Origin of the sequence: Sphingobium nicotianae, from assembly GCF_018603885.1 — a bacterium.
Classification (GTDB): Bacteria; Pseudomonadota; Alphaproteobacteria; order Sphingomonadales; family Sphingomonadaceae; genus Sphingobium; species Sphingobium nicotianae.
The window spans coordinates 129782-150213 of record NZ_JAHGAW010000012.1 but is presented as its reverse complement, the minus strand read 5'-3'; the positions used below and the strand labels follow the sequence as shown (position 1 = coordinate 150213).

General features: G+C 67.0%; 21 protein-coding genes. 15 read left to right on the top strand and 6 right to left on the bottom strand.

The genetic code is table 11. The features are described from left to right. Positions 1 to 2 precede the first annotated feature (2 nt). On the top strand, positions 3 to 1211 hold the full coding sequence (locus KK488_RS17660) for a CCA tRNA nucleotidyltransferase (RefSeq protein WP_214625069.1): 1209 nt from the start codon (positions 3 to 5) through the stop codon (positions 1209 to 1211). Here KK488_RS17660 and KK488_RS17655 read toward each other — a convergent pair. After that, positions 1175 to 2959 (bottom strand): putative bifunctional diguanylate cyclase/phosphodiesterase, encoded by a 1785-nt coding sequence (locus tag KK488_RS17655; protein ID WP_214625022.1) that lies wholly within the window; start codon positions 2957 to 2959, stop codon positions 1175 to 1177. The two genes, KK488_RS17660 and KK488_RS17655, sit on opposite strands and share 37 nt — an antisense overlap. Positions 2960 to 3054: 95 nt before the next feature. Then, on the bottom strand, positions 3055 to 5346 hold the full coding sequence (gene parC / locus KK488_RS17650) for a DNA topoisomerase IV subunit A (RefSeq protein WP_214625021.1): 2292 nt from the start codon (positions 5344 to 5346) through the stop codon (positions 3055 to 3057). A gap of 442 nt (positions 5347 to 5788) precedes the next feature. Here parC and KK488_RS17645 point away from each other — a divergent pair, with 442 nt between their 5' ends. The 5 genes from KK488_RS17645 to KK488_RS17625 all read left to right on the top strand — a co-directional run bounded on the left by KK488_RS17645 (position 5789) and on the right by KK488_RS17625 (position 9005). Then, positions 5789 to 6010, top strand: coding sequence for a hypothetical protein (locus tag KK488_RS17645; protein WP_214625020.1), 222 nt, complete (start codon positions 5789 to 5791; stop codon positions 6008 to 6010). A 147-nt stretch (positions 6011 to 6157) separates the two neighbouring features. Next, entirely contained in the window at positions 6158 to 7162 is a 1005-nt protein-coding gene (gene hemB / locus KK488_RS17640) for a porphobilinogen synthase (protein ID WP_214625019.1), read from the top strand. Continuing rightward, positions 7155 to 7700, top strand: coding sequence for a GNAT family N-acetyltransferase (locus tag KK488_RS17635; RefSeq protein WP_214625018.1), 546 nt, complete (start codon positions 7155 to 7157; stop codon positions 7698 to 7700). The genes hemB and KK488_RS17635 overlap by 8 nt, the downstream gene beginning before the upstream one ends. Continuing rightward, positions 7697 to 8287 carry a GNAT family N-acetyltransferase gene (locus KK488_RS17630; protein ID WP_214625017.1) on the top strand — a complete coding sequence of 197 codons (591 nt, stop codon included), beginning with the start codon at positions 7697 to 7699 and terminating at the stop codon, positions 8285 to 8287. Before KK488_RS17635 ends, KK488_RS17630 begins: the two co-directional genes overlap by 4 nt. A 121-nt stretch (positions 8288 to 8408) precedes the next feature. Next, complete coding sequence (locus KK488_RS17625) at positions 8409 to 9005, top strand: gamma carbonic anhydrase family protein (protein ID WP_214625016.1); 597 nt, start codon at positions 8409 to 8411, stop codon at positions 9003 to 9005. A gap of 41 nt (positions 9006 to 9046) precedes the next feature. Here the strand turns inward: KK488_RS17625 and KK488_RS17620 are convergent, their stop codons facing one another. Both KK488_RS17620 and KK488_RS17615 read right to left on the bottom strand, forming a co-directional pair. Beyond that, positions 9047 to 9580: a hypothetical protein gene (locus KK488_RS17620; protein ID WP_214625015.1), complete on the bottom strand. Its 534-nt coding sequence runs from the start codon at positions 9578 to 9580 to the stop codon at positions 9047 to 9049. 42 nt (positions 9581 to 9622) lie between these two features. Next, complete coding sequence (locus tag KK488_RS17615) at positions 9623 to 10705, bottom strand: citrate synthase/methylcitrate synthase (protein ID WP_214625014.1); 1083 nt, start codon at positions 10703 to 10705, stop codon at positions 9623 to 9625. A gap of 80 nt (positions 10706 to 10785) precedes the next feature. On the opposite strand from KK488_RS17615, the gene KK488_RS17610 reads away from it, so the two are divergent. The 4 genes from KK488_RS17610 (at position 10786) to KK488_RS17595 (ending at position 13515) form a co-directional block, all read left to right on the top strand. Further along, positions 10786 to 11919, top strand: a complete 1134-nt coding sequence (locus KK488_RS17610) for a citrate synthase (RefSeq protein ID WP_214625013.1) — start codon at positions 10786 to 10788, stop codon at positions 11917 to 11919. Between the two features lie 128 nt (positions 11920 to 12047). After that, on the top strand, positions 12048 to 12413 hold the full coding sequence (gene rplU / locus KK488_RS17605; RefSeq protein ID WP_214625012.1) for a 50S ribosomal protein L21: 366 nt from the start codon (positions 12048 to 12050) through the stop codon (positions 12411 to 12413). Between the two features lie 28 nt (positions 12414 to 12441). Next, positions 12442 to 12711, top strand: a complete 270-nt coding sequence (gene rpmA / locus KK488_RS17600; protein WP_214625011.1) for a 50S ribosomal protein L27 — start codon at positions 12442 to 12444, stop codon at positions 12709 to 12711. 231 nt (positions 12712 to 12942) lie between these two features. Beyond that, positions 12943 to 13515 carry a GNAT family N-acetyltransferase gene (locus tag KK488_RS17595; protein WP_214625010.1) on the top strand — a complete coding sequence of 191 codons (573 nt, stop codon included), beginning with the start codon at positions 12943 to 12945 and terminating at the stop codon, positions 13513 to 13515. Between the two features lie 25 nt (positions 13516 to 13540). On the opposite strand, the gene KK488_RS17590 is transcribed toward KK488_RS17595, so the two are convergent. Then, entirely contained in the window at positions 13541 to 14071 is a 531-nt protein-coding gene (locus tag KK488_RS17590) for a GNAT family N-acetyltransferase (RefSeq protein ID WP_214625009.1), read from the bottom strand. After that, entirely contained in the window at positions 14068 to 15036 is a 969-nt protein-coding gene (locus tag KK488_RS17585) for a magnesium and cobalt transport protein CorA (protein ID WP_214625008.1), read from the bottom strand. The genes KK488_RS17590 and KK488_RS17585 overlap by 4 nt, the downstream gene beginning before the upstream one ends. 266 nt (positions 15037 to 15302) lie before the next feature. Here KK488_RS17585 and obgE point away from each other — a divergent pair, with 266 nt between their 5' ends. The 5 genes from obgE to spt all read left to right on the top strand — a co-directional run bounded on the left by obgE (position 15303) and on the right by spt (position 20401). Next, on the top strand, positions 15303 to 16367 hold the full coding sequence (gene obgE, locus KK488_RS17580; RefSeq protein ID WP_214625007.1) for a GTPase ObgE: 1065 nt from the start codon (positions 15303 to 15305) through the stop codon (positions 16365 to 16367). Positions 16368 to 16560: 193 nt separating this feature from the next. Next, positions 16561 to 17691 (top strand): glutamate 5-kinase, encoded by a 1131-nt coding sequence (gene proB / locus KK488_RS17575; protein ID WP_214625006.1) that lies wholly within the window; start codon positions 16561 to 16563, stop codon positions 17689 to 17691. Positions 17692 to 17702: 11 nt separating this feature from the next. Further along, entirely contained in the window at positions 17703 to 18611 is a 909-nt protein-coding gene (locus tag KK488_RS17570; RefSeq protein WP_214625068.1) for an NAD-dependent epimerase/dehydratase family protein, read from the top strand. 277 nt (positions 18612 to 18888) lie between these two features. Next, positions 18889 to 19137, top strand: a complete 249-nt coding sequence (locus tag KK488_RS17565) for an acyl carrier protein (protein ID WP_214625005.1) — start codon at positions 18889 to 18891, stop codon at positions 19135 to 19137. A 4-nt stretch (positions 19138 to 19141) separates the two neighbouring features. After that, positions 19142 to 20401 (top strand): serine palmitoyltransferase, encoded by a 1260-nt coding sequence (gene spt, locus KK488_RS17560; RefSeq protein WP_250890642.1) that lies wholly within the window; start codon positions 19142 to 19144, stop codon positions 20399 to 20401. Positions 20402 to 20432 lie beyond the last annotated feature (31 nt).

The window sequence follows — 20432 nt, the reverse complement described above, 5'->3', positions numbered from 1 at the left end:
CTCTGCCCGATACCCTGCCGCCCGCCCGGTGGCGCGAGCAATCCGGCCTCATCAGACTCTGCGATGCGCTGGGCGCGGGAGCAGGCCAGGCCCGCTTCGTGGGCGGCGCCGTCCGGGACGGGCTGCTCGGGCTCCCGGTCAAGGACATCGACATCGCGACCATCCACACACCCGAGGAGGTTGTGAAACGCGTCAAGGCGGCGGGGCTGCGCGCGGTGCCGACAGGGATCGCCCACGGCACGATCACCGCGGTGCTGAGCGGCGCACCGGTGGAGATCACGACGCTGCGCCGCGACGTCTCGACCGACGGACGGCGCGCGACGGTCGCCTTCGGCACCGACTGGCGCGAGGATGCGGCGCGGCGCGACTTCACGATGAACGCGCTCTATGCAAATCCGCTCGATGGGACGCTCGACGATTATTTCGGCGGACGGACGGACCTTGCAGCGCGACGGGTGCATTTCATCGGCGATCCGCATGCTCGGATCGCCGAGGATCATCTGCGCATCCTGCGCTATTTCCGCTTTGTCGCCCGCTTCGGCTCGCTGGATCGCAGTACCGCCGATTATGTTGCCTGCGTCGAACACGCGACGAGCCTCATGGCGCTTTCGCGCGAGCGCATTTCGGACGAATTGCTCCGCCTCCTGTCGTTGCCCGATCCAACCGCAGTGCTGGCCGCGATGGTCGAGGATGACGTGCTGAAGCCAGTGCTCCCGGAGATCGATCGCGACGGCGTGACCGCCTTGCGTGCACTGGTCGCGGCGGAGGCCAAGGCCGGCGTCGCGCCCGACGGCCTGCGCCGCCTCGCCGCGCTGCTGCCGCGCGATGGCATGCTGGCCGAGCAGGTCGGCGCGCGACTACGGCTCTCCAACAAGGCGCGACTGCGCCTTCAGAAAGCGCTGACGCCCACCGATGCGGACTCTGCGCAGGCACTGGCCTACCGGCTGGGGCCACAAAGCGCCGTCGATCAGATCCTGCTCGGTTTCGCTTTTCCAGGCGAGGACGCGGCAAAGCTGGCGGCATGGGACATCCCCAGGCTGCCTCTCTCGGGCGGCGATCTCATCGCGATGGGATTGCAGGCGGGCCCCCAGGTCGCGCGAACGCTGCAGGCTATCGAGCGGGCGTGGATCGCGGCGGGCTTCCCGGCTGCGGCGGAAACCCGCGCAATGGCGGCTCAGATGATCGTGTCGGCGCTGCGGTCGAGCCAGTAGCGATAGGCTTCGAGCGTCGGTAGCGGCTTGGCAAAGAAATAGCCCTGGCCATAGTGGCAGCCGAGCCTGGCGAGCGCCTCCGCCATTTCCGGCTTCTCGATGCCTTCGGCTGTCGTCTGCATGCCGAGCGCGCCCGCGAGGCTGATGATGGCGCGGATGATCGCAATCTTGTCCTCGTCGCCGATCATGTCGGTGACGAAGCTGCGGTCGATCTTGAGCAGGTCGATCGGCAGCGACTGGAGGCTTGCGAGGTTGGAGAAGCCGGTCCCGAAATCGTCCATCGCAACGGTGACGTTCATGGCCTGCAGCGCGGCGAGGAGCTGGCGCGTCTTGTCGGGATCGGCGATCAGCGCGCTTTCGGTGAGCTCGATGCACAGGCGATTACCGTCGATGCCGGCATAGCGCAGCGCTTCCTCGACCGCGCGCGGTACGTTGTCGCGCACCATCTGCACCGGCGAGAGATTGACGTTCATCGTGATCGGCAGCGCCTCGCCGAAACGGCGGTCCCAGTCCGCCAGCGTCTGCGCACATTCGCACATCGCCCAGCGGCCGAGCGGCACGATCAGGCCCGATTCCTCGGCGACCGGGATGAAATCGACCGGCGAAACCGAACCGAGCACCGAATCCTCCCAGCGCGCCAGCGCCTCGAAGCCCTTGACCGCGCCGGTCTGCAGATTGATCAGCGGCTGAAAGACCATGGACATCTCGCCATGTTCGATCGCTTCGCGCAGGCGATTTTCCAGCGTGAAGCGCTTCAGCGCCTCGCGCAGCACATGGGCGCGATAGACTTCCAGCGTGCCGGATTTCTTGGCGCGCTTGACCGCCGCCTGGGCCTGGCGGAGCAGATTTTCGAGATCCTCGTCATCATCCTGCGCCAGCGCGCAGCCCAGCGCCACCTCGACGTTGATGAGATAGGTGGAGAGCCGAATCGGCGATTCGAAGGCCTTGCGGACGCGATCGGCGATCTGCAGCACCTCGGAAAGCCCGTGCCCGACATGCGCGAAGATCGCGAACTCATTGCCGCCGATCCGCGCCAGCACGTCGCCCGCGCGCAGCACCGACTTCACGCGGCGCGCGACGGTGATGATGAGCTCGTCGCCCGCCATGGCGCCGAGCGATTCGTTGATACGGGAGAAGCGGATGAGGTCGAGCGCGATGATCGCGTAGCCCGCCTTGCCAAGCGTGTCCTTGCGCTCCTCGACCAGCAGTTCAATCTCTTCGACAAAGCCGATGCGGTTGGGTAGCGAAGTCAAGCTGTCGGTGAGCAATTCCTTGCGCAGCGTGCTTTCGGCCTTGCGCTCGCTGGTACGGTCCGTCGCGGTGAAAAGCAGCATGGACTCCTGCCCATCCTCGCCCTCGACCCAGGTGAGCGAGCAGCTGAACACGCGCGCGCCAAGGTGCCCCTGGAATTCCAGTTCGAATCGATCCGATGCGCGGCGGGAGGTGAACATGGCCAGTGCGCGTTCTCGCCAGTCGAAATGTTTCGCCGTGCGTCGCTCCAGCGGTAGCACGGCGACGGAGACGTCTTCATCGAATCGGGAGAATTCATCATTGATGCCAACTATATCGATCAGGTCGCCGGACAGTCCGAGGAGCGCGGCGGGATAGGGCAAAGCCCGCAAAAGCGCCGAAAAACCGCCAGCCGGAGCCCCCGCCCCCTCGCCGATCCGCCGGGCGCGACGATGTGTCGGTCGCCCACTCGTGGCGGCCGTCGTGCCGTGTACGTCCCGTTTTGCGCGGACAGTCATGGCCATGGGCATAAGCTGCCATGGTAAATTTAGACTAAAGTACGCGACGGGCCGGCCTAATTTGTTGAACCATCAACAAAACACCGGCGATTGCTTCAATCGAAGCGATTGTCGCGAGGGAAGCCCGTCGGCGGCATGCGCCCCGCCGCGCCCCTGGCCGCCCGCCAAGGCAGCAGATCGGTCTCGGTCCGCGTCCGCCCGGTCTCGCCGCCCATCGCCCAGCTGAGACCCTGCGCCAGCACCAGGGTCGTCGCGTCGGAGAGGCCGCCGTCACGATAGCGCTGCAACGTCACGCCCTGACCGCGCGTCATCTCAGGCAACTCGGCGAGCGAGAAGATGACGAGCTTGCGGTTGTCGCCGATCACCGCGACCGAATCGTCGCCCGGCGCGATCGGCCGCACGATCTTGAGCGCCGCCTTGTCCTTGAGATTGACGACCTGCTTGCCCTTGCGCGTCTCGGCGATGATCTCGCTCATCGGCGCCAAGAAACCGCGCCCGTCGCTCGCGGCGAGCAGCAGCCGGCCCTCGGGACGCGCCGGCAACAGCGCGATGATGCCAGTCTCGTTGGCAAGATCGATCATCAGCCGCACCGGTTCGCCGAAACCGCGGCCGCCCGGGAGCTTGTCCGACGCCAGCGTGTAGAAGCGCCCGTCCGATCCGGCGAGCAGCAGCTTGTCGGTGGTCTGCGCATGGAAGGCATAGGCCGGGCCATCGCCTTCCTTGAACTTGAGCGCGTCGGTCGAGCCGAGGTCGACATGGCCCTTCATCGCGCGGATCCAGCCGCGCTGGGACATGATGACGGTGATCGGCTCGCGTTCGATCATCGCTTCGAGCGGAATCTCGCGCGCCGGCCCCGCCACTTCGAATCCGGTGCGGCGCGCGCCGATGCCCTGATCCGGCGTGTAGCGCTTGCGCAGTTCGGCCAGATCCTTCTTGAGCCGGGTCTTCTGCCGCGCCGGCGAATCGACCAGCTTCTGCAGATCGTCGCGCTCGCCGGTCAGCTCCGTATGCTCGCGACGCAGCTCCATTTCCTCGAGCTTGCGCAGGCTGCGCAGCCGCATGTTGAGGATCGCCTCGGCCTGCCGGTCGGTGAGCTGGAACTCCGCCATCATCAGCGGCTTTGGCTCGTCCTCGGTGCGGATGATCTCGATCACCCGGTCGAGATTGAGATAGGCGATGATATAGCCGTCGAGCAGCTCCAGCCGGCTGTCGATCTGCTCGATGCGGTGGCGCGCGCGGCGCACCAGCACGTCGATCTGGTGGACCAACCAGGCAAGCAGCAGATCCTTGAGGCCCATCACGCGCGGCGTGCGGTCCGCGCCCAGCACGTTCATGTTGAGCGGGAAGCGATTCTCCAGGTCGGTCAGCCGATAAAGGCTGTCCATCAGCACGTCCGGATCGACGGTGCGCGCGCGCGGCTCCAGCACGATGCGCAGCACCTCGTCCGATTCGTCGCGCACGTCCGCCAGGATGGGCAGCTTCTTGTCGGCGATGAGCTGGGCGATCTGCTCGATGAGCTTGCCCTTGGCGACGCCATAGGGGATCTGGTCGACCACCGCGATCCAGGTGCCGCGCCCCTCATCCTCCTTGTGCCAGCGCGCGCGCAGGCGCAGCGAGCCGCGCCCGGTCGCATAGGCATCCGAGATGACCGAGGGCGGATCGACCAGCAGGCCGCCAGTCGGGAAGTCCGGCCCCCGCATCAGTGTCATCAGGGCCGCATGCTCGGCATTGGGATTCTCGATCAGCAGGCTGGCGGCGTCGATGATCTCGGCGACATTGTGCGGCGGGATGCTGGTTGCCATGCCAACCGCGATGCCGCTGGCGCCATTGGCGAGCAGATTGGGAAAGAGGCCGGGGAAGACCTCGGGCTCTTCCTCCTCGCCATTATAGGTCGGGCGGAAATCGACCGTGCCATTGTCGAGGCCGGCCATGAGATCGGCGGCGGCCTGGGTGAGACGCGCCTCGGTGTAGCGCATGGCGGCGGCATTATCGCCGTCGATATTGCCGAAATTGCCCTGGCCATCGACCAGCGGGGTGCGCAGCGAGAAATCCTGCGCGAGGCGCACCATCGCATCATAGACCGACTGGTCGCCATGCGGATGATATTTGCCGATGACGTCGCCGACGACGCGGGCGCATTTCTTGTAGCTGGTGTTGTTGCGCGCCGGGTTGGCGACCAGCACGTCGGGCGCGGCGCCGCTCGGCTCCAGCCGCAGCAGGCGCATGGCCCAGAGCAGGCGGCGATGCACAGGCTTGAGGCCATCGCGCAGATCGGGCAGCGAGCGGGCGGTGATCGTGGAGAGCGCATAGACCAGGTAGCGCTCGGACAAGGCGGAATCGAACGGATGGTCCTTGATGCCGTCGGTCGGCGGGGGAAGGTCGGTCATGACGCCCCCTAGCAAGCGATGACCGCACTGCCCACCGGGATATTTGCGCGCGTTCTGGCGGGCCGGGCGCAGAAAACCCTCTTCATGATGTGAACTTCGGCTGTTTCGGAATGAAGATGAAAAACAGATAACCTATTTATATCAATTTATTACCTATCTAAACATCACGAACCTCGTGCATATGACACATGGCAAATCGCGGACAAGTCGGGTCGCGGGCGCGGAACGGCCTGGATGATGGAGATTGACGAAACGATGAGAAGGAGCGGGCGCGTATCCTGCCATGATCGGCGCCGTGTAGGACAGGGACGTCCTGTCGCATTGATACTGCGGCCGCGCGTGACACCCGGCATTAACCACCGCGGGTTTATCGAACCAGCCGGCCACGCATCGGGCAAACAGGGATGCGCGGCCGGTTCCGTTTCGAGATTATGAGTGAGACATGCTGGCATTTGCGGGGCTGACCTACAGCGCGCTTCTGAGTTTCGTTCTGTCGTCGGCCGCGCGCAACCGGCGCGCGGGCGTCGCGCATCCGCCGATCCTGACCGCGGTCGGCTATGTGCTGTGTGGCCTGTCGGTCGGGGCGGCCGGGCTGCTGCCGGTCTGGGCGGCCTATAATCCCGCAGGCGTCGCCGCGCTCAATACGCTGACAGTCACGCTGTAGAAGCACCTCCTGCAATCAAAGCAGTGCTCCTGCGGAAGCAGGAGCCCAGGGCAGTTAGGCTCGTCGGTTGCGCCCTGGTTCCTGCTTTCGCAGGAACACGGAGGCTTCCCGGTTGAACGGCGACGCGCCGGGGCCTAATGCGCCCATATGCCCACTTTCCCCGCGCCCGCTTATCCCGCCATCCGCATGCGCCGCACGCGCGCCTCGGCCTGGAGCCGGGCGCTGCATGCCGAGCATCGCCTCTCGCCGGCCGATTTCATCTGGCCGCTGTTCATCACCGCCGGCAAGCAGACGCAGGAGCCGATCGCCAGCCTGCCCGGCGTCTCGCGCTGGTCGGTCGATCTTGCCGTGGCGCGCGCGAAGGATGCGGCGAGTGCCGGCATCCCCTGCCTCGCGCTCTTTCCCAATACGGAAGCGGACAGGCGGAGCGACGATGGCGCCGAGGCGCTCAATCCCGACAATCTGATGTGCCAGGCGATCCGCGCCATCAAGGATGCGGTGCCGGACATCGGCCTGCTTACCGACGTCGCGCTCGATCCCTATACCGTTCATGGCCAGGACGGCCTGCTCGACGAGGCCGGCTATGTGGTCAATGACGCGACCGTCGACGTGCTCATCGGCCAGTCGCTCAACCAGGCCGCCGCCGGCGCCGACATCATCGCGCCCAGCGACATGATGGACGGGCGCATCGGCGCGATCCGTGAGGCGCTGGAGGCGGAGGGCCATGCCAATGTCCAGATCATGGCCTATGCTGCCAAATATGCCTCGGCCTTCTATGGCCCGTTCCGCGACGCGGTCGGATCGCGCGGGCTGCTGAAGGGCGACAAGAAGAACTACCAGATGGACCCGGCCAATGGCGCCGAGGCGCTGCGCGAGGTCGCGCTCGACCTCGCCGAAGGCGCCGACAGCGTGATGGTGAAGCCCGGCCTGCCCTATCTCGACATCGTCGCGCGAGTGAAGGACGCCTTCGACGTGCCGGTCTTCGCCTATCAGGTGAGCGGCGAATATGCGATGATCGAGGCCGCGGCCGCGGTCGGCGCGGGGGATCGCGATGCGCTGATCCTCGAGACGCTGACGGCCTTCAAGCGCGCGGGCTGCACCGGTGTCCTCACCTATCACGCGATGGACGCCGCGCGGCTGCTCAATGGCTGAGTTCGCGCTCCCCACCGAGCGGCTCACGCTGCGCGGCTGGCGAGACGCGGATCATCCGGCCCTGCTCGCCCTCTGCACCGATGCGGCGGTGATGGAATTTCTCGGACCGCCGCAGACGGCCGAGCAGGTCCAGGACGCCATCGATCGGCAGCGCGGATTTCAGGCCGAGCACGGCTATTGCTTCTGGGTGGTCGAGCGGCGTGAGGATGGGGCTTTTCTCGGCTTTTGCGGCCTCAAGCCCGGGCCGGCCGGCACGCCGCTGGAGGGGCGCATCGAGATTGGCTGGCGCTTCCGCGCGGACAGCTGGGGCAGGGGCTATGCCAAGGAAGCGGCGCTAGCGAGCCTGGCCTGGGGCTTCGCCAATAGCGACGCGCCGGACATCCGAGCGATGACCGTGCTCGCCAATACGCGCGGCTGGGGGCTGATGGAACGGCTCGGCATGGTGCGCCAGCCCGATCTCGATTTCGACCATCCCGCCGAGGCGCCGGACAGCCCGCTGCGGCGCCACGTCACCTACAGCATCGCGCGCCGGCCATGAGCGCGCCGTCGCGCCTCAAGACCGAGATCATCGTCGAGACAGAACGCCTGCTGCTGCGCACCGAGGCGCCCGGCGACCGCACCGTCTGGCTCAAGCATATGAACAATGACGCGGTGATGGCGCATCTCGGCGGACCGGTCCCGTCCGATCGGGTCCATGAGAGCTTCCGGCGCCGGGCGGAAGGCTGGGCCAAGCATGGCTTCTCCTTCATGATGCTGGAGCGCCGGAACGACCGCTGCCTGATCGGCCATTGCGGTCTCTCGACGATCGACACGCACGAGGCGCCTGCGGCTTTGCGCGGGCAGCCGCAGATCGGCTGGGCGCTGCGCGAGGATGCCTGGGGGCAGGGCTATGCGCGCGAGGCCGCGCAGGCCGTACTCGCCCTTGCCTTCGGGCGGTTCGGCATCACCACCCTGTTCGGCCAGACCTCGCAGGGAAACAGGGCGTCCTGGGGGCTGATGGAAAAGCTCGGCATGAGCCGCCGCGCCGATCTCGACTATGTCGACACCGATTATCCGCCGCAGGACAATCCGACGATGGTCTATCAGCTGACGCGGGAAGCGTGGCTGGCTCGCATTCGGGGATAAACCGAATGTCATGCAAGACGCGGCGCTTTTCCTTGCCTGTCGAGGAAAGCGCCCATCGGCTCCGATCACGCCCAGCGATATTCCGTTGATCTCCAGCCGCCATCGGCGCCATATCCCGCCCATGTCGATCATCACCTCGCCCGCCGACGCCGCCATCCGCTGGCCGGACGTCACCATCCTGGCCCTCAACGGCAAGACGCCGCGCATCCACGAAAGCGCCTTCATCGCGCCGGGCTGCCGCATTATCGGCGATGTCGAGATCGGGCCGCAGGCGAGCATCTGGTATAATTGCGTGCTGCGGGCGGACATCAACTATATCCGGGTCGGCGCGCGCTCGAACATCCAGGACCTCAGCATGGTCCATGTCGAGACCGACTATGGCGATGGCGGCCATCCCGCGATCATCGGCGAGGATGTGCTGATCGGCCATATGGCGCTGGTCCATGGCTGCATCCTGCACGATCGCGCCTTCGTCGGCATGGGCGCCATCGTGATGGACGGTTGCGAGATCGAGGGCGACGCGATGCTGGCGGCCGGCGCGATGCTGACGCCCAAGAAGAAGATGCCCGCGCGCCAGCTGTGGAGCGGGCGGCCGGCCAAGTTCATGCGTGACCTCAGCGACGCGGATATCGTCGGCATGCAGCGCGGCGTGAAGGGCTATGTCCAGGAAGGCGCGGAACATGCCGGGGCGCTCAGAGGACTATCGGCCCACGATTGAACCAGCAAGTGCTCCCGCGAAAGCAGGAGCACGGTTTTGGATCAAGGCTGCTTCAGCGAGTTCCTGAGCCCGTCCAGCGCGTCATTCTGCGCGTCGACGAGCGCCAGCACCTTCGTGCGCACCGGATCGATCGCCGCGAGATCGGCGGCGACGCGGGCGCCATCCGCATTGTCCTGGCGATTGATAAAGAGCGTGTCGAGCCCGGCCATCGCGGCGACGCTCTCGTAGCGGGCGCTGTCGAGCGCGCTGATCGAGGCCTGGGCCTTGACCCAGGCCTCGCTCGATGGCGCCGATCCGCTGGCGGCGGCCGTGCTGGCGCGCCCCTCGGCGATTTGTTGCTGGAAGGCGGCATCGCCACCGGAGGCCTGCTGGTCCAGCTTGGCGACTTCGGCGGCGAGCGCCGGATCGGTCGGTGCGGGCTGCACCACCTGCGGCGCGGGCGTCGAGCGATCGCGCGATTCGATCGGCCGCTTGGCGAGCGAGGGAAAGGCGCGTGTCTGCGCTTCGGCCGGGACCGGCGCGAGGGCGAACAGGGCGATGAAGGCGGCGAGGCGGCGAAGCATGATCCCCGCCATGTAGGCGCCCGTTCGTGACGGTTCAACGACTCATCGGCCGCCTCAGGCGGCGAGATCGGTCTGCGGCCCGATATAGGACGATCGGGGGCGGATCAGCCGCCCGGTCAGCGCCTGCTCGCGGGCATGCGCCAGCCAGCCGGTCATGCGCCCCGCCGCGAACACGGCAGTGAAGGCATCGGGCGGGAAGCCCACCGCCTCAAGCAGCAGGGCGGTGTAGAATTCGACATTGGTCTGCAGCACGCGGCCGGGCTTGTGCGCCCTCAGCACCCCGAGCGCCGTCCGCTCCACCTCCTCGGCGAAGCGCAGCCGGGCGTCGCCCGCGCTGCCGGCCAGCCGCCGAACCGCCGCCTTGAGCGCATCGGCACGCGGATCGCGCACGCGGTAGATGCGATGTCCGAAGCCCATGATCCGCCCGCCCGACCGGACGAGATCGGTCAGCCAGCCGCGCGCGTCGCCCGCTTGCGCAATGGCATCCAGCATCTCGATCACCGGCCCGGGTGCGCCGCCGTGCAGCGGGCCCTTGAGCGCGCTGAGGGCCGCCAGCGCGCAGGACATGAGGCCGGCGCCGGTCGAGGCGACCACGCGCGCCGCGAAGGTCGAGGCATTGAGGCCATGATCGCAGACCGTGGCGAGATAGGTTTCCAGCGCCGCGACCTTCGGACCCGATGCCTCGTCTGTCAGCATGCGAATCATGTCGGCGGCGTGGGGAAGATCGGCATCGGGCGCGATCGTTGCCTGCCCCGCTTGCAGCCGCACGATGGCGGGCAGCAATACAGCCGGCGCGGCGATCAGGCGCAGGGCGTCGCCGAGCCCGGCGCCGTCCGGCAGGAGCGCGACGCCGGCGCGCATCCCGTCGAACGGGCCGAGCGCCGCGAGCTCGGGCAGGAGGGGCGCGATGCCGTGGCCGACTTCAACGCGCGCTTCGCCAAGCGCGCGCCGGAGCGCGGCCTCGTCCGGCAGATCGGTGAAGAAGCCATCGAACAGCAGGGCGAGCACCTGCTCGAAGGTCCAGCTGCCGGCGATCTCGCTCAGCGCATGGCCGCGAATGACCAGCCGACCGGCCGCGCCGTCCACATCCGAAAGCACGGTTTCCGCCGCGATCACGTCATCCAGTCCACCGGCCATCGACATTCCTCCTTGACCTCGAAGGAGCCTCCCATGATGCACCAACCGATGTTCATCAATCTTGATCAAGTGAATCAACTATGAGCGACTGGATCGGCCGGGCCCACGCGATGACGCAGCTCGGCGTACGGGCGCAGACGCTCTATGCCTATGTCAGCCGCGGCTGGATCGGCGCGCGGCCGGACCCGGCCGATCCGCGCCGCAGCCTCTATGCCGCGAGCGACATCGACCGGCTCGCCGCCCGGCAGAAGCGTCCGCGCAAGGCCGGCGCCATCGCGGCGGGCGCGATCAGCTGGGGCGAGCCGAGCATCCCGACCCGCCTCTCGACGATCGATCGCGGCCGGCTGATCTATCGCGGCGAGGATGCCGTTGCCCTCTCCGCAACCGCGACGCTGGAGGAGATCGCGGCCTTGCTGTGGGAGCAGGCCGCGCCGCCTCACTTTGCCGAAGCGGATCACGGCGCCTTCGCCAGTCCCTTCGCCGCGCTGGCCGACCTGGCCGTCGCTGCCCCGGCCAGCCTGCACCGCTCCCCGACCCAGCTCGGCATCGACGGCGCCCGGGGTGTCGCGCGCCTCGCCAGCGGCTTCGGGCTGCCGGAGAGCGATGACCCACTGCATGCTCGCCTAGCCGCCGCCTGGCGCGTCGATGCGACCGGCGCCGACTTGCTGAGACAAGCGCTCGTGCTGATCGCCGACCATGATCTCAATGCCTCGACCTTCACGGTGCGCGTTGCCGCCTCGACGGGCGCATCGATCGCCGCCTGCCTGCTCGCCGGACTCGCCACCCTGTCCGGCCCGCGCCATGGCGCGGCGGGTGCGTCGCTTGCGATGCTGGTCGGCCAGGCGGAGCGGCATGGCATCACAGCGGCGCTGGATCAATGGCTCGCCGCCGGCCACGAACTGCAGGCATTCGGCCATATGCTCTATCCGCAAGGAGATGTGCGCGCCGTCCCGCTGCTCGATCGGCTCACGCTCGATCCGGTCATGGCGCGGCTGCGCGATGCGGTGCGCGAGGTGGGTGGACAGCCGCCCAATATCGACTTCGCCTTGTGCGCGCTGGCCCGCGCGCTGGCGCTGCCGGACGACGCGCCGTTCGTCCTGTTCGCGCTCGGGCGCAGCGTCGGCTGGGTCGCTCACGCGATCGAGCAAGTGACGACCGGCTCGCTCATCCGCCCGCGTGGGCGCTATGACGGGGCGATGCCGACCGCCGATTGAGTCGGGAAAGCCGGATTTGCGCCGTTGACAGAATCGGAGGGCGCCACTAAGGGGCCCTTTCCCGCGCGGGCAGCCGTGGCTGTGCCATGTCGTTCGCGCTAAGCAGTTTTAATAGAGAAGTTCAGCCCATGTTCGCAGTCGTGCGTACGGGCGGCAAGCAGTATCGCGTCGCCGCCGGAGACAAGATCGTCGTTGAGAAGCTCGCGGGCGAAGCCGGCGACACCATCACGCTGGACGATGTCCTGCTCACGGGCGAAGGCTCGGAGATCAAGGACAGCAAGGGCGTGGCCGTCTCCGCGGAGATCATCGCGCAGGCCAAGGGCGAGAAGGTGATCGTCTTCAAGAAGCGTCGCCGCCACAATTATCGCCGTCGCAACGGCCATCGCCAGCAGCACACGATCCTCAAGATCGTGTCGATCGGCGGCGAAGCGCCGAAGAAGAAGGTCGCCGCCAAGAAGGCCGACGACGCTGCGCCCGCAGCCGCCGAAGCCTGAGCCGCTAGAGATACGAGGAGTATAGACCATGGCACATAAGAAAGCTGGCGGTTCGTCGCGCAACGGTCGCGATTCTGAATCGAAGCGCCTGGGCGTGAAGAAGTTCGGCGGCCAGACCGTCCTCGGCGGCAACATTCTCGTCCGTCAGCGGGGCACCAAATTCTATCCGGGCCGCAATGTCGGCATCGGCAAGGACCATACCCTGTTCGCGCTCATCGAAGGCCGCGTGGCCTTCCACGAGGGCAAGCTCGGCCGCAAATATGTATCGGTCGACATGATGGCGGAAGCCGCGGAATAATCGAGCGATACCAACGGGATCGCTCATAAGGGCGATCCCTTGGGGACCGGGAGACCGGTCCGCACTGCACCAAGGGAGAAGGGGTCGCCCCTCCTCCCTTTTTTCTTGTCTCCCTGGGATCCAGACAGCGCTTGGCCCGTTTTGCGTACGCAAAGGCCGGGGGTCTCAAGCCTGTCGCAAGTTCGTCATCAACGCACGGCAATGGCCGTGCGCGCCAGGAGAGACTTCAAGATGTTCGCCCGTACTTCCCGACTGTTACTGCGGCCCGGCTGGGCCGATGACGCCCCCGCGCTGAGCGCTGCCCTGAACGACGAAACCGTCGCTCGCAATCTCGGGCGCGTGCCCTTTCCCTATTCGATCGACGATGCGCAGGCCTTCCTCGCGCTGCCGATCGACCATCGCCATCCGCGCCTGCTCGCTTTCTCGCGCACGCAGGGAACGCCGCGGCTGATCGGCGGCTGCGGGCTCAAGCCCTGCGAGGATGGCGCGGTTGAGCTCGGCTATTGGGTGGCGCGGCCTTATTGGGGCCTCGGCTTCGCGACGGAGGCCACCAGTGCGCTCGTCCATGCCGCCCGCGCCATGGGCCACCGCACGATCCGCGCCTGCCATGCCGTCGACAATCCCGCGTCGAGCCGGGTGCTGCGCAAACTCGGCTTCCGGCCGACCGGCGAGTTCGTCCGTGTCCACAGCACGGCGCGCGGCGAGGATGTCCTCACCGTGCTCTTCGAAGACAGCGGGGAAGCGGACATGCGACCCGACGTGGTGGCGGAGCTGTATGGCGATGCGGGGGTGATGGCGGCTTGAGCCGGTCCACGGAGGCACACGGCGTTCAACCGCGTTGACGCTCCCGGGCCATCACGACGACCGTCTCGCCGCGATAGTCCACCCGCTCGACATCACCATATCCGAGCTTTTCCGCAACGCGTCGCGAGGGCGCGTTGCCCGGATCGATGATGCAGCCGGTGCGGGCCGCGTCGAGACGCGCGTCGGCCCAGGCGAGGACCGCGCGCATCGCCTCGGTGGCAAGGCCCTTGCCATAGGCCTCCGGGATCAACGCCCAGCCGGCTTCGGGCATCTGCTCCAGCGCCGCGATCCCCCGCGCGGCATCGAGCAGGCCGCCTTCGCCGAGATAGGCGCCAGTCGCCTTGTCCTCGAACACCCAGAAGCCGAAGCCGAGCAAGGGCCACATGCCGCCATAGCGCAGCAGGCGGAACCAGACTGCCTGATCGTCCTGGCCGGCGCCGCTGATGAAGCGGATCGTCGCGGGATGTTGCCAGAGCGCCTTCATGGCAGGAAAATCGGCGCGGCAATGGGCGCGCAGGCGCAGACGCTCGGTTTCGAGAATGGGGGCCGCGATCACAGCCAGCGCGAGCGCCGGAAGCGCCAGTAGAGATAACCGCAGGCGATCGCCATGCCGGCCACGGTGATGTGATAGCCATAGCGCCAGTCAAGCTCGGGCATGAACTTGAAGTTCATCCCGTAGATGCCCGCGACGGCGGTCGGCACAGCGAGGATCGCCGCCCAAGCGGCGAGATTGCGCGTGATGTCGCCCTGGCGCTGCTGCTCCAGCAGGCTGCTCGTCTCGGCCGCCGAGGTGAGAAACTCACGCAGGCCCGTGACGCGATATTCGACGCGGCGGACATGATCCAGCACGTCGCGAAAATAGGGGACCATGTCCGCGTCGACGTGGGGCAGCTCGTGATTGACCATGTGCGCCGCGACGTCGGTCATCACACCCAGCAGACGCTGGAAGCGGACGATCTCGCGCCGGATCGCGAAGATGCGCTTGATCGCCGAGCGATCCAGGAAGTCCGCCTCGGCCTCGGCTTCCATCGCCAGCACTTGCTCCTCCAGCGCCTCGACGATCGGGAAATAGCCGTTGACGATGAAATCCATGATCGAGTGCAGCACATAGTCCGGCCCGTGCGCGAGCGTCACCGGCGCGCTTTCCAGCCGGGCGCGCAGATCGGTGTGAGCCCGGGCCGACCCGTGCCGCACGGTGACGATGAAGCCCTTGCCCAGGAAGATCGACGTCTCGCCATAGGCGATCTGCTCGCCCTCCAGATGGGCCGTGCGCAGGATCAGGAAGAGCTGGTCGCCATATTGCTCGACCTTTGGAAGCTGCAGGCCTTTCAGCGCGTCTTCGACTGCCAGCGGGTGCAGGCCGAAACAATCGGCGACGCTCTGCAGCTCCTCGGCGCTCGGCTCGTGCAGGCCGATCCAGACGAACTCGCTGGGACTGAGCGGCTCGGGCGCGACACAGTCCAGCGTGACGTCCTCGGCCATCTTGCCCTCGCGATAGCGTCGTGCCGCAATGACCGTCATCCGTGGCTCCCATTGGCTCTGGCCGGCGGACTAGCATGGCCGAATCGCGATGAAAACCGGTGGCGGGGATTGCATGATGGACGAGGTCGAACGCAGGCCAGGGCAAGGTCACCAAATCTATCTGCGGGCTGAGTCGTTTGCGAACCGCTGTACGAACAGCTTCAACCCGACGAAGCTTATCCTCTCCGTTCGTGTCGAGAGGGGCTTCGAGGCACCGACTTTCCTCAAAGCTTCACCTTTCGCCGCAAAATCCCTATGTGCCCGCCATGCATTTTCTAGATCAGGCCAAGATTTTCATTCGCTCGGGTGCGGGCGGTCCGGGAGCGGTCAGCTTCCGGCGCGAGAAATATGTCGAATATGGCGGCCCCAACGGCGGCAATGGCGGCAAGGGCGGCGACATCATCTTCGAGGCGGTGCCCGGCCTCAACACGCTCATCGACTTCCGCTACACCCAGCATTTCAAGGCGCCGCGCGGCGGCCACGGCGAGGGTGGCGACCGCACCGGCGCGGGCGGCAAGGATCTCGTGATCAAGGTGCCGGTGGGCACGCAGGTCATCTCCGACCCGGACGAGGAAGGCTATAGCGACGTCCTCGCCGACTTCACGCAGGTCGGCCAGCGCGTGGTGCTGCTGCGCGGCGGCGACGGCGGGCGCGGCAATGCGAGCTACAAGACATCGACCAACCGCGCGCCGCGCCAGCACGGCACCGGCTGGCCGGGCGAGGAGCGCTGGGTCTGGCTGCGGCTGAAACTGCTCGCCGATGTCGGGCTGGTGGGGCTGCCCAACGCCGGCAAATCGACATTCATCAACCAGGTGACGAACACCAAGGCCAAGGTCGGCGACTATCCCTTCACGACGACCACGCCGCAGCTCGGCGTGGTGCTGCACAAGGGGCGCGAGTTCGTCCTCGCCGATATTCCCGGCCTGATAGAGGGTGCGGCGGAAGGCGCGGGGATCGGTGACCGGTTCCTGGGCCATATCGAGCGCTGCCGCGTGCTCATCCACCTGATCGACGCGACCGGGGACGATCCGGTCGAGGCCTGGCGGATCGTGCAGGGGGAGCTGGCGGCCTATGGCGAGGGGCTGGACGAGAAGCTGCAGCTCATCGCGCTCAACAAGGGCGACCTGCTCGGCCCCGAGCTGATGAAGGACATCGCCAAGCAACTCAAGAAGGCCGGGGCGGGCAAGATCTTCATCATCTCGGGCGCGACGGGCGAGGGCGTCCCCAAGCTGCTCGACGCGATCATCGACCTGCTCGGCGATGCGGCGAAGATCGCGCAGGAGGAGAGCGGCGAGGATGCCGAGGAGGCCAAACCATGGTCGCCGATCTGAGAGGGCATGCTACTTTCGTCATGAGGGGGTCGCTGGAAAACGCACTTCGTCACCCCGGACTTGATCCGGGGTCCAGCTTTCCTCGCACCGCATCGATCATGGACGATCCTGTCCAAAAGGCAGCTGGATCCCGGATCAAGTCCGGGGTGACGCGGGTCTTAAAGCAGTCATCGTCTCGAGAAGACGTTAGCGCATGACCGCCCCCCTTACCGGCTTCCCGGCCGAGGCCACGCGCCGCATCATCGTCAAGGTCGGTTCGGCGTTGCTGGTCGCGCCGGACGGATCGGTGCACCGTGCCTGGCTGGAGAGCTTGGTCGGAGAGATTGCGGCACGGCGCGCGGCGGGGCAGCAGATCGTCATCGTCTCCTCCGGCGCGATCGCCCTCGGCGCGCGCCGCCTCGGCCTGCCCAAGGGCGGGCGCGCGACCCTGGAGGATGCGCAGGCGGCCGCCGCCGTCGGCCAGATCGCGCTCAGCCAGGTCTGGGCGGACCTGCTCGCGACGCATGGCATCGCCGCAGCGCAGATGCTGGTGACGCTGGGCGATCTCGAGGACCGGCGCCGCTATCTCAATGCCTCGGCGACGCTCGACCGCCTGATCGGCCTCGGCGTCGTGCCGGTCGTCAACGAGAATGACAGCGTCGCCACCGAGGAAATCCGCTTCGGCGACAATGACCGGCTGGCCGCGCGGATCGGCCAGGCGGCACGGGCGGACGCCGTCGTGCTGCTCTCCGATATCGACGGGCTCTACACGGCCAATCCGCACAGCAATCCCGCCGCGACGATCATCCCGCGCGTCGAAAAGATCGACGAGACGATCCTCGCGATGGCGGACGGCAACAGCAGCTCGGGGATGGGGTCGGGCGGCATGATCTCCAAGCTGCAGGCCGCGCAGATCGCCACTGGCGCGGGCGCGCATCTGGCGATCATTTCGGGCCGCGTGCCCGCGCCGTTGGGCGCCTGGCAGGCCAGCGGGCGCGGCACGCTCTTCCTGGCCTCCGCGCGGCGGGGCGCCCGCAAGGACTGGCTCGCCGGGCGACTGACGGTGAAGGGCAAGCTCAGCGTCGATGCCGGCGCCGCCAATGCGCTGAAACAGGGCCGCAGCCTGCTGCCGGCCGGGATCGTCGCGACCAGCGGCGCCTATGCGCGCGGCGACGTCATCGACATCAGCGGGCCGGATGGCGCAATCATCGCGCGCGGCCTCGCCCAATATGACAGCAAGGACGCCGAGCGAATCATCGGCAAGCGCAGCGAAGATGTCGCCGCCCTGCTCGGCGGGACGCAGCGCGCCGCGATGGTCCACCGCGACTATATGGTGCTGCTCTGAGCCTTTTCGCGATCACCGGCGGCACCGGGTTCGTCGGCAAGGCGACACTCGACACGGCGCTCGCGGCCGGACACCGGGTGCGCGCCCTGACGCGCCGGCCACAGGCGCCGCGCGAGGGGATCGAGTGGATCGCCGGATCGCTGGACGATCATGACGCGCTCGACCGGCTGATCGATGGCACCGATGCCGTCATTCACATCGCCGGCGTCGTCAACGCGCCGACCCGCGCCGGCTTCGAGGCCGGCAACGCGACCGGAACGGCAGCGCTCCTCGCCGCCATGAGACGGGCCGGCATCGCCCGCCTCGTCCATGTCTCATCCCTCGCCGCGCGCGAGCCGCACCTCTCCGACTATGGCTGGTCGAAGGCGCAGGCCGAACGGCACGTGACGGAAAACGCGCGCGACTGGACCATGGTGCGCCCTCCCGCCATCTTCGGCCCCGGCGACGCCGAACTGCTCGAACTCTTCCAGATGGCGGCGCGCGGCTTCGTCCTGCTGCCACCGGGCGGGCGCCTCTCGGTCATCCATGTCGACGATCTCGCCGACTTGCTCGTCCTGCTCGCCGGGCGCGGCGAGGACGAAACCTCGCGCATGATCTACGAGGCAGACGATAATCGCGACACCGGCTGGAGCCACACCGAGTTCGCCCGCGCGATCGGCCGCGCCGTGGGCCGGCCCCGCGTCCGCACCATCGCCATGCCCTCTCCCCTGGTCCGCCTCGGCGCCCGCATCGACCGGCTGCTGCGCGGCGACAAGGCCCGCCTGACTCCGGATCGTGCCGCCTATTTCTGCCATGACGACTGGGTCGCCCGCGCCGCCTTGCGCCCGCCCGCCTCGCTGTGGGCACCAGCGATCCCGACCGAGGAAGGACTGGCCACGACCGCGCAGGCCTATCGGGCGAAGGGACTACTCAAGCCGTAGACTATCGTCGTCCATCGCAGAGAATCGCCAAGGTCTTGGACGTGAACGGTTGCGAGCGGGACGGCGCGCGCCGGTCGGGTTTGAGCGGGACAGGAAGCGGTAGGGCGCACCCTTGTCATTCCAGGCCGCTTTGGATCGAAAATTACGCATGTCGGATATAATCCTTCGTTCATCTCGTCCGCATTCATGCCCGAATGCCGCCTTATTCCCTTGCCATAGGCGGGCCGGACGGGGCATTCGGCGGGAAAGCCGCACGGCCAGCACAGAAAGAGCAATCATGTCGGATCGTCAGGACGTTTATGCGCAGGTCGCCGCGCAGATCGAGCCCTTCAACAAGAAGGGCGTGGCGCTCAGCGATGCGACCACCTTCGCCGGCGATCTTGAATGGGACAGCCTGACGGTGATGGATTTCGTCGCGGCGATCGAGGATGAGTTCGAGATCATCATCACCATGAACATGCAGGCCGAGATCGAGACGGTCGGCCAGCTGGTCGATGCCGTGATGACGCTGAAGGGGGAGGGCTGAGCTTATGAGCGATGTCATCGAAGGAACGGCCGCGACGATGCGGGTCACCGAAGCGCAGGCGGATCTCTTCTCCAAGTTCGATCCGATCATCGCCGAGCGCGAGGCGCTGCTGGCGACCGGCGTGCGCGATCCCTTCGCGATCGTGATGACCGAAGTGAAGTCGCCGACGTTGGCGGTGATCAAGGGCAAGGAGACGATCCTGCTCGGCACCTACAATTATATGGGCATGACCTTCGATCCGGACGTGGTCGCGGCGGGCAAGAGGGCGCTCGACGAATATGGCTCCGGCACGACGGGTTCGCGCGTGCTCAACGGCACCTATCAGGGCCACAGGGAATGCGAGGACGCCCTCAAGGACTTCTACGGGACCGAGCATGCCATGGTCTTCTCGACCGGCTATCAGGCCAATCTCGGGATGATCTCGACGCTGGCGGGCAAGGGCGACTATGTCGTCCTCGATGCCGACAGCCATGCCTCCATCTATGACGGCTGCTTCCTCGGCAATGCCGAGATCGTACGCTTCCGTCACAACAGCGTCGAGGATCTCGACAAGCGCCTGGGCCGCCTGCCGGCCGAGGCGCAGAAGCTGGTCGTGCTGGAAGGCGTCTATTCGATGCTCGGCGACGTCGCCCCGCTGCCGGAGATGGTTGCGGCCGTGCGCAAGCACCCCAATTGCATGATCCTGGTCGACGAGGCGCACGGCATGGGCTTCTTCGGCCCCAATGGCCGCGGCGTCTATGAGGAGCAGGGCGTCGAGAAGGAGATCGATTTCGTCGTCGGCACCTTCTCCAAGTCGGTCGGCACGGTCGGCGGTTTCTGTGTCTCGGATCATCCCAAGTTCGAAGTTCTGCGCCTGATGTGCCGGCCCTATGTGTTCACCGCCTCGCTGCCGCCCAGCGTGGTCGCGACCGCGGCCACCTCGATCCGCAAGCTCATGCACGCGAGCGAAAAGCGCGCGCATCTGTGGGAGAACAGCCGGCGGCTGCACAAGGGGCTGATCGATCTCGGCTTCACCCTGGGGACCCAGACGCCGCAATCCGCGATCATCGCCGTCATCCTCACCGACCAGACGCAGGCGGTGATGATGTGGCAGGCGCTGCTGGAGCTTGGCCTCTATGTGAACATGGCGCGCCCACCGGCGACCCCGGCCGGCACCTATCTGCTGCGCTGCTCGCTCTGCGCCGAACATTCGAGCGCGCAGGTCGGCCAGATCCTCGACATCTTCGCGGCGGCCGGGCGTCAGACGGGCGCAATCCCGGGTTGAGACGGGGGTCGGCCCCGCTCGTGCAAAGGGT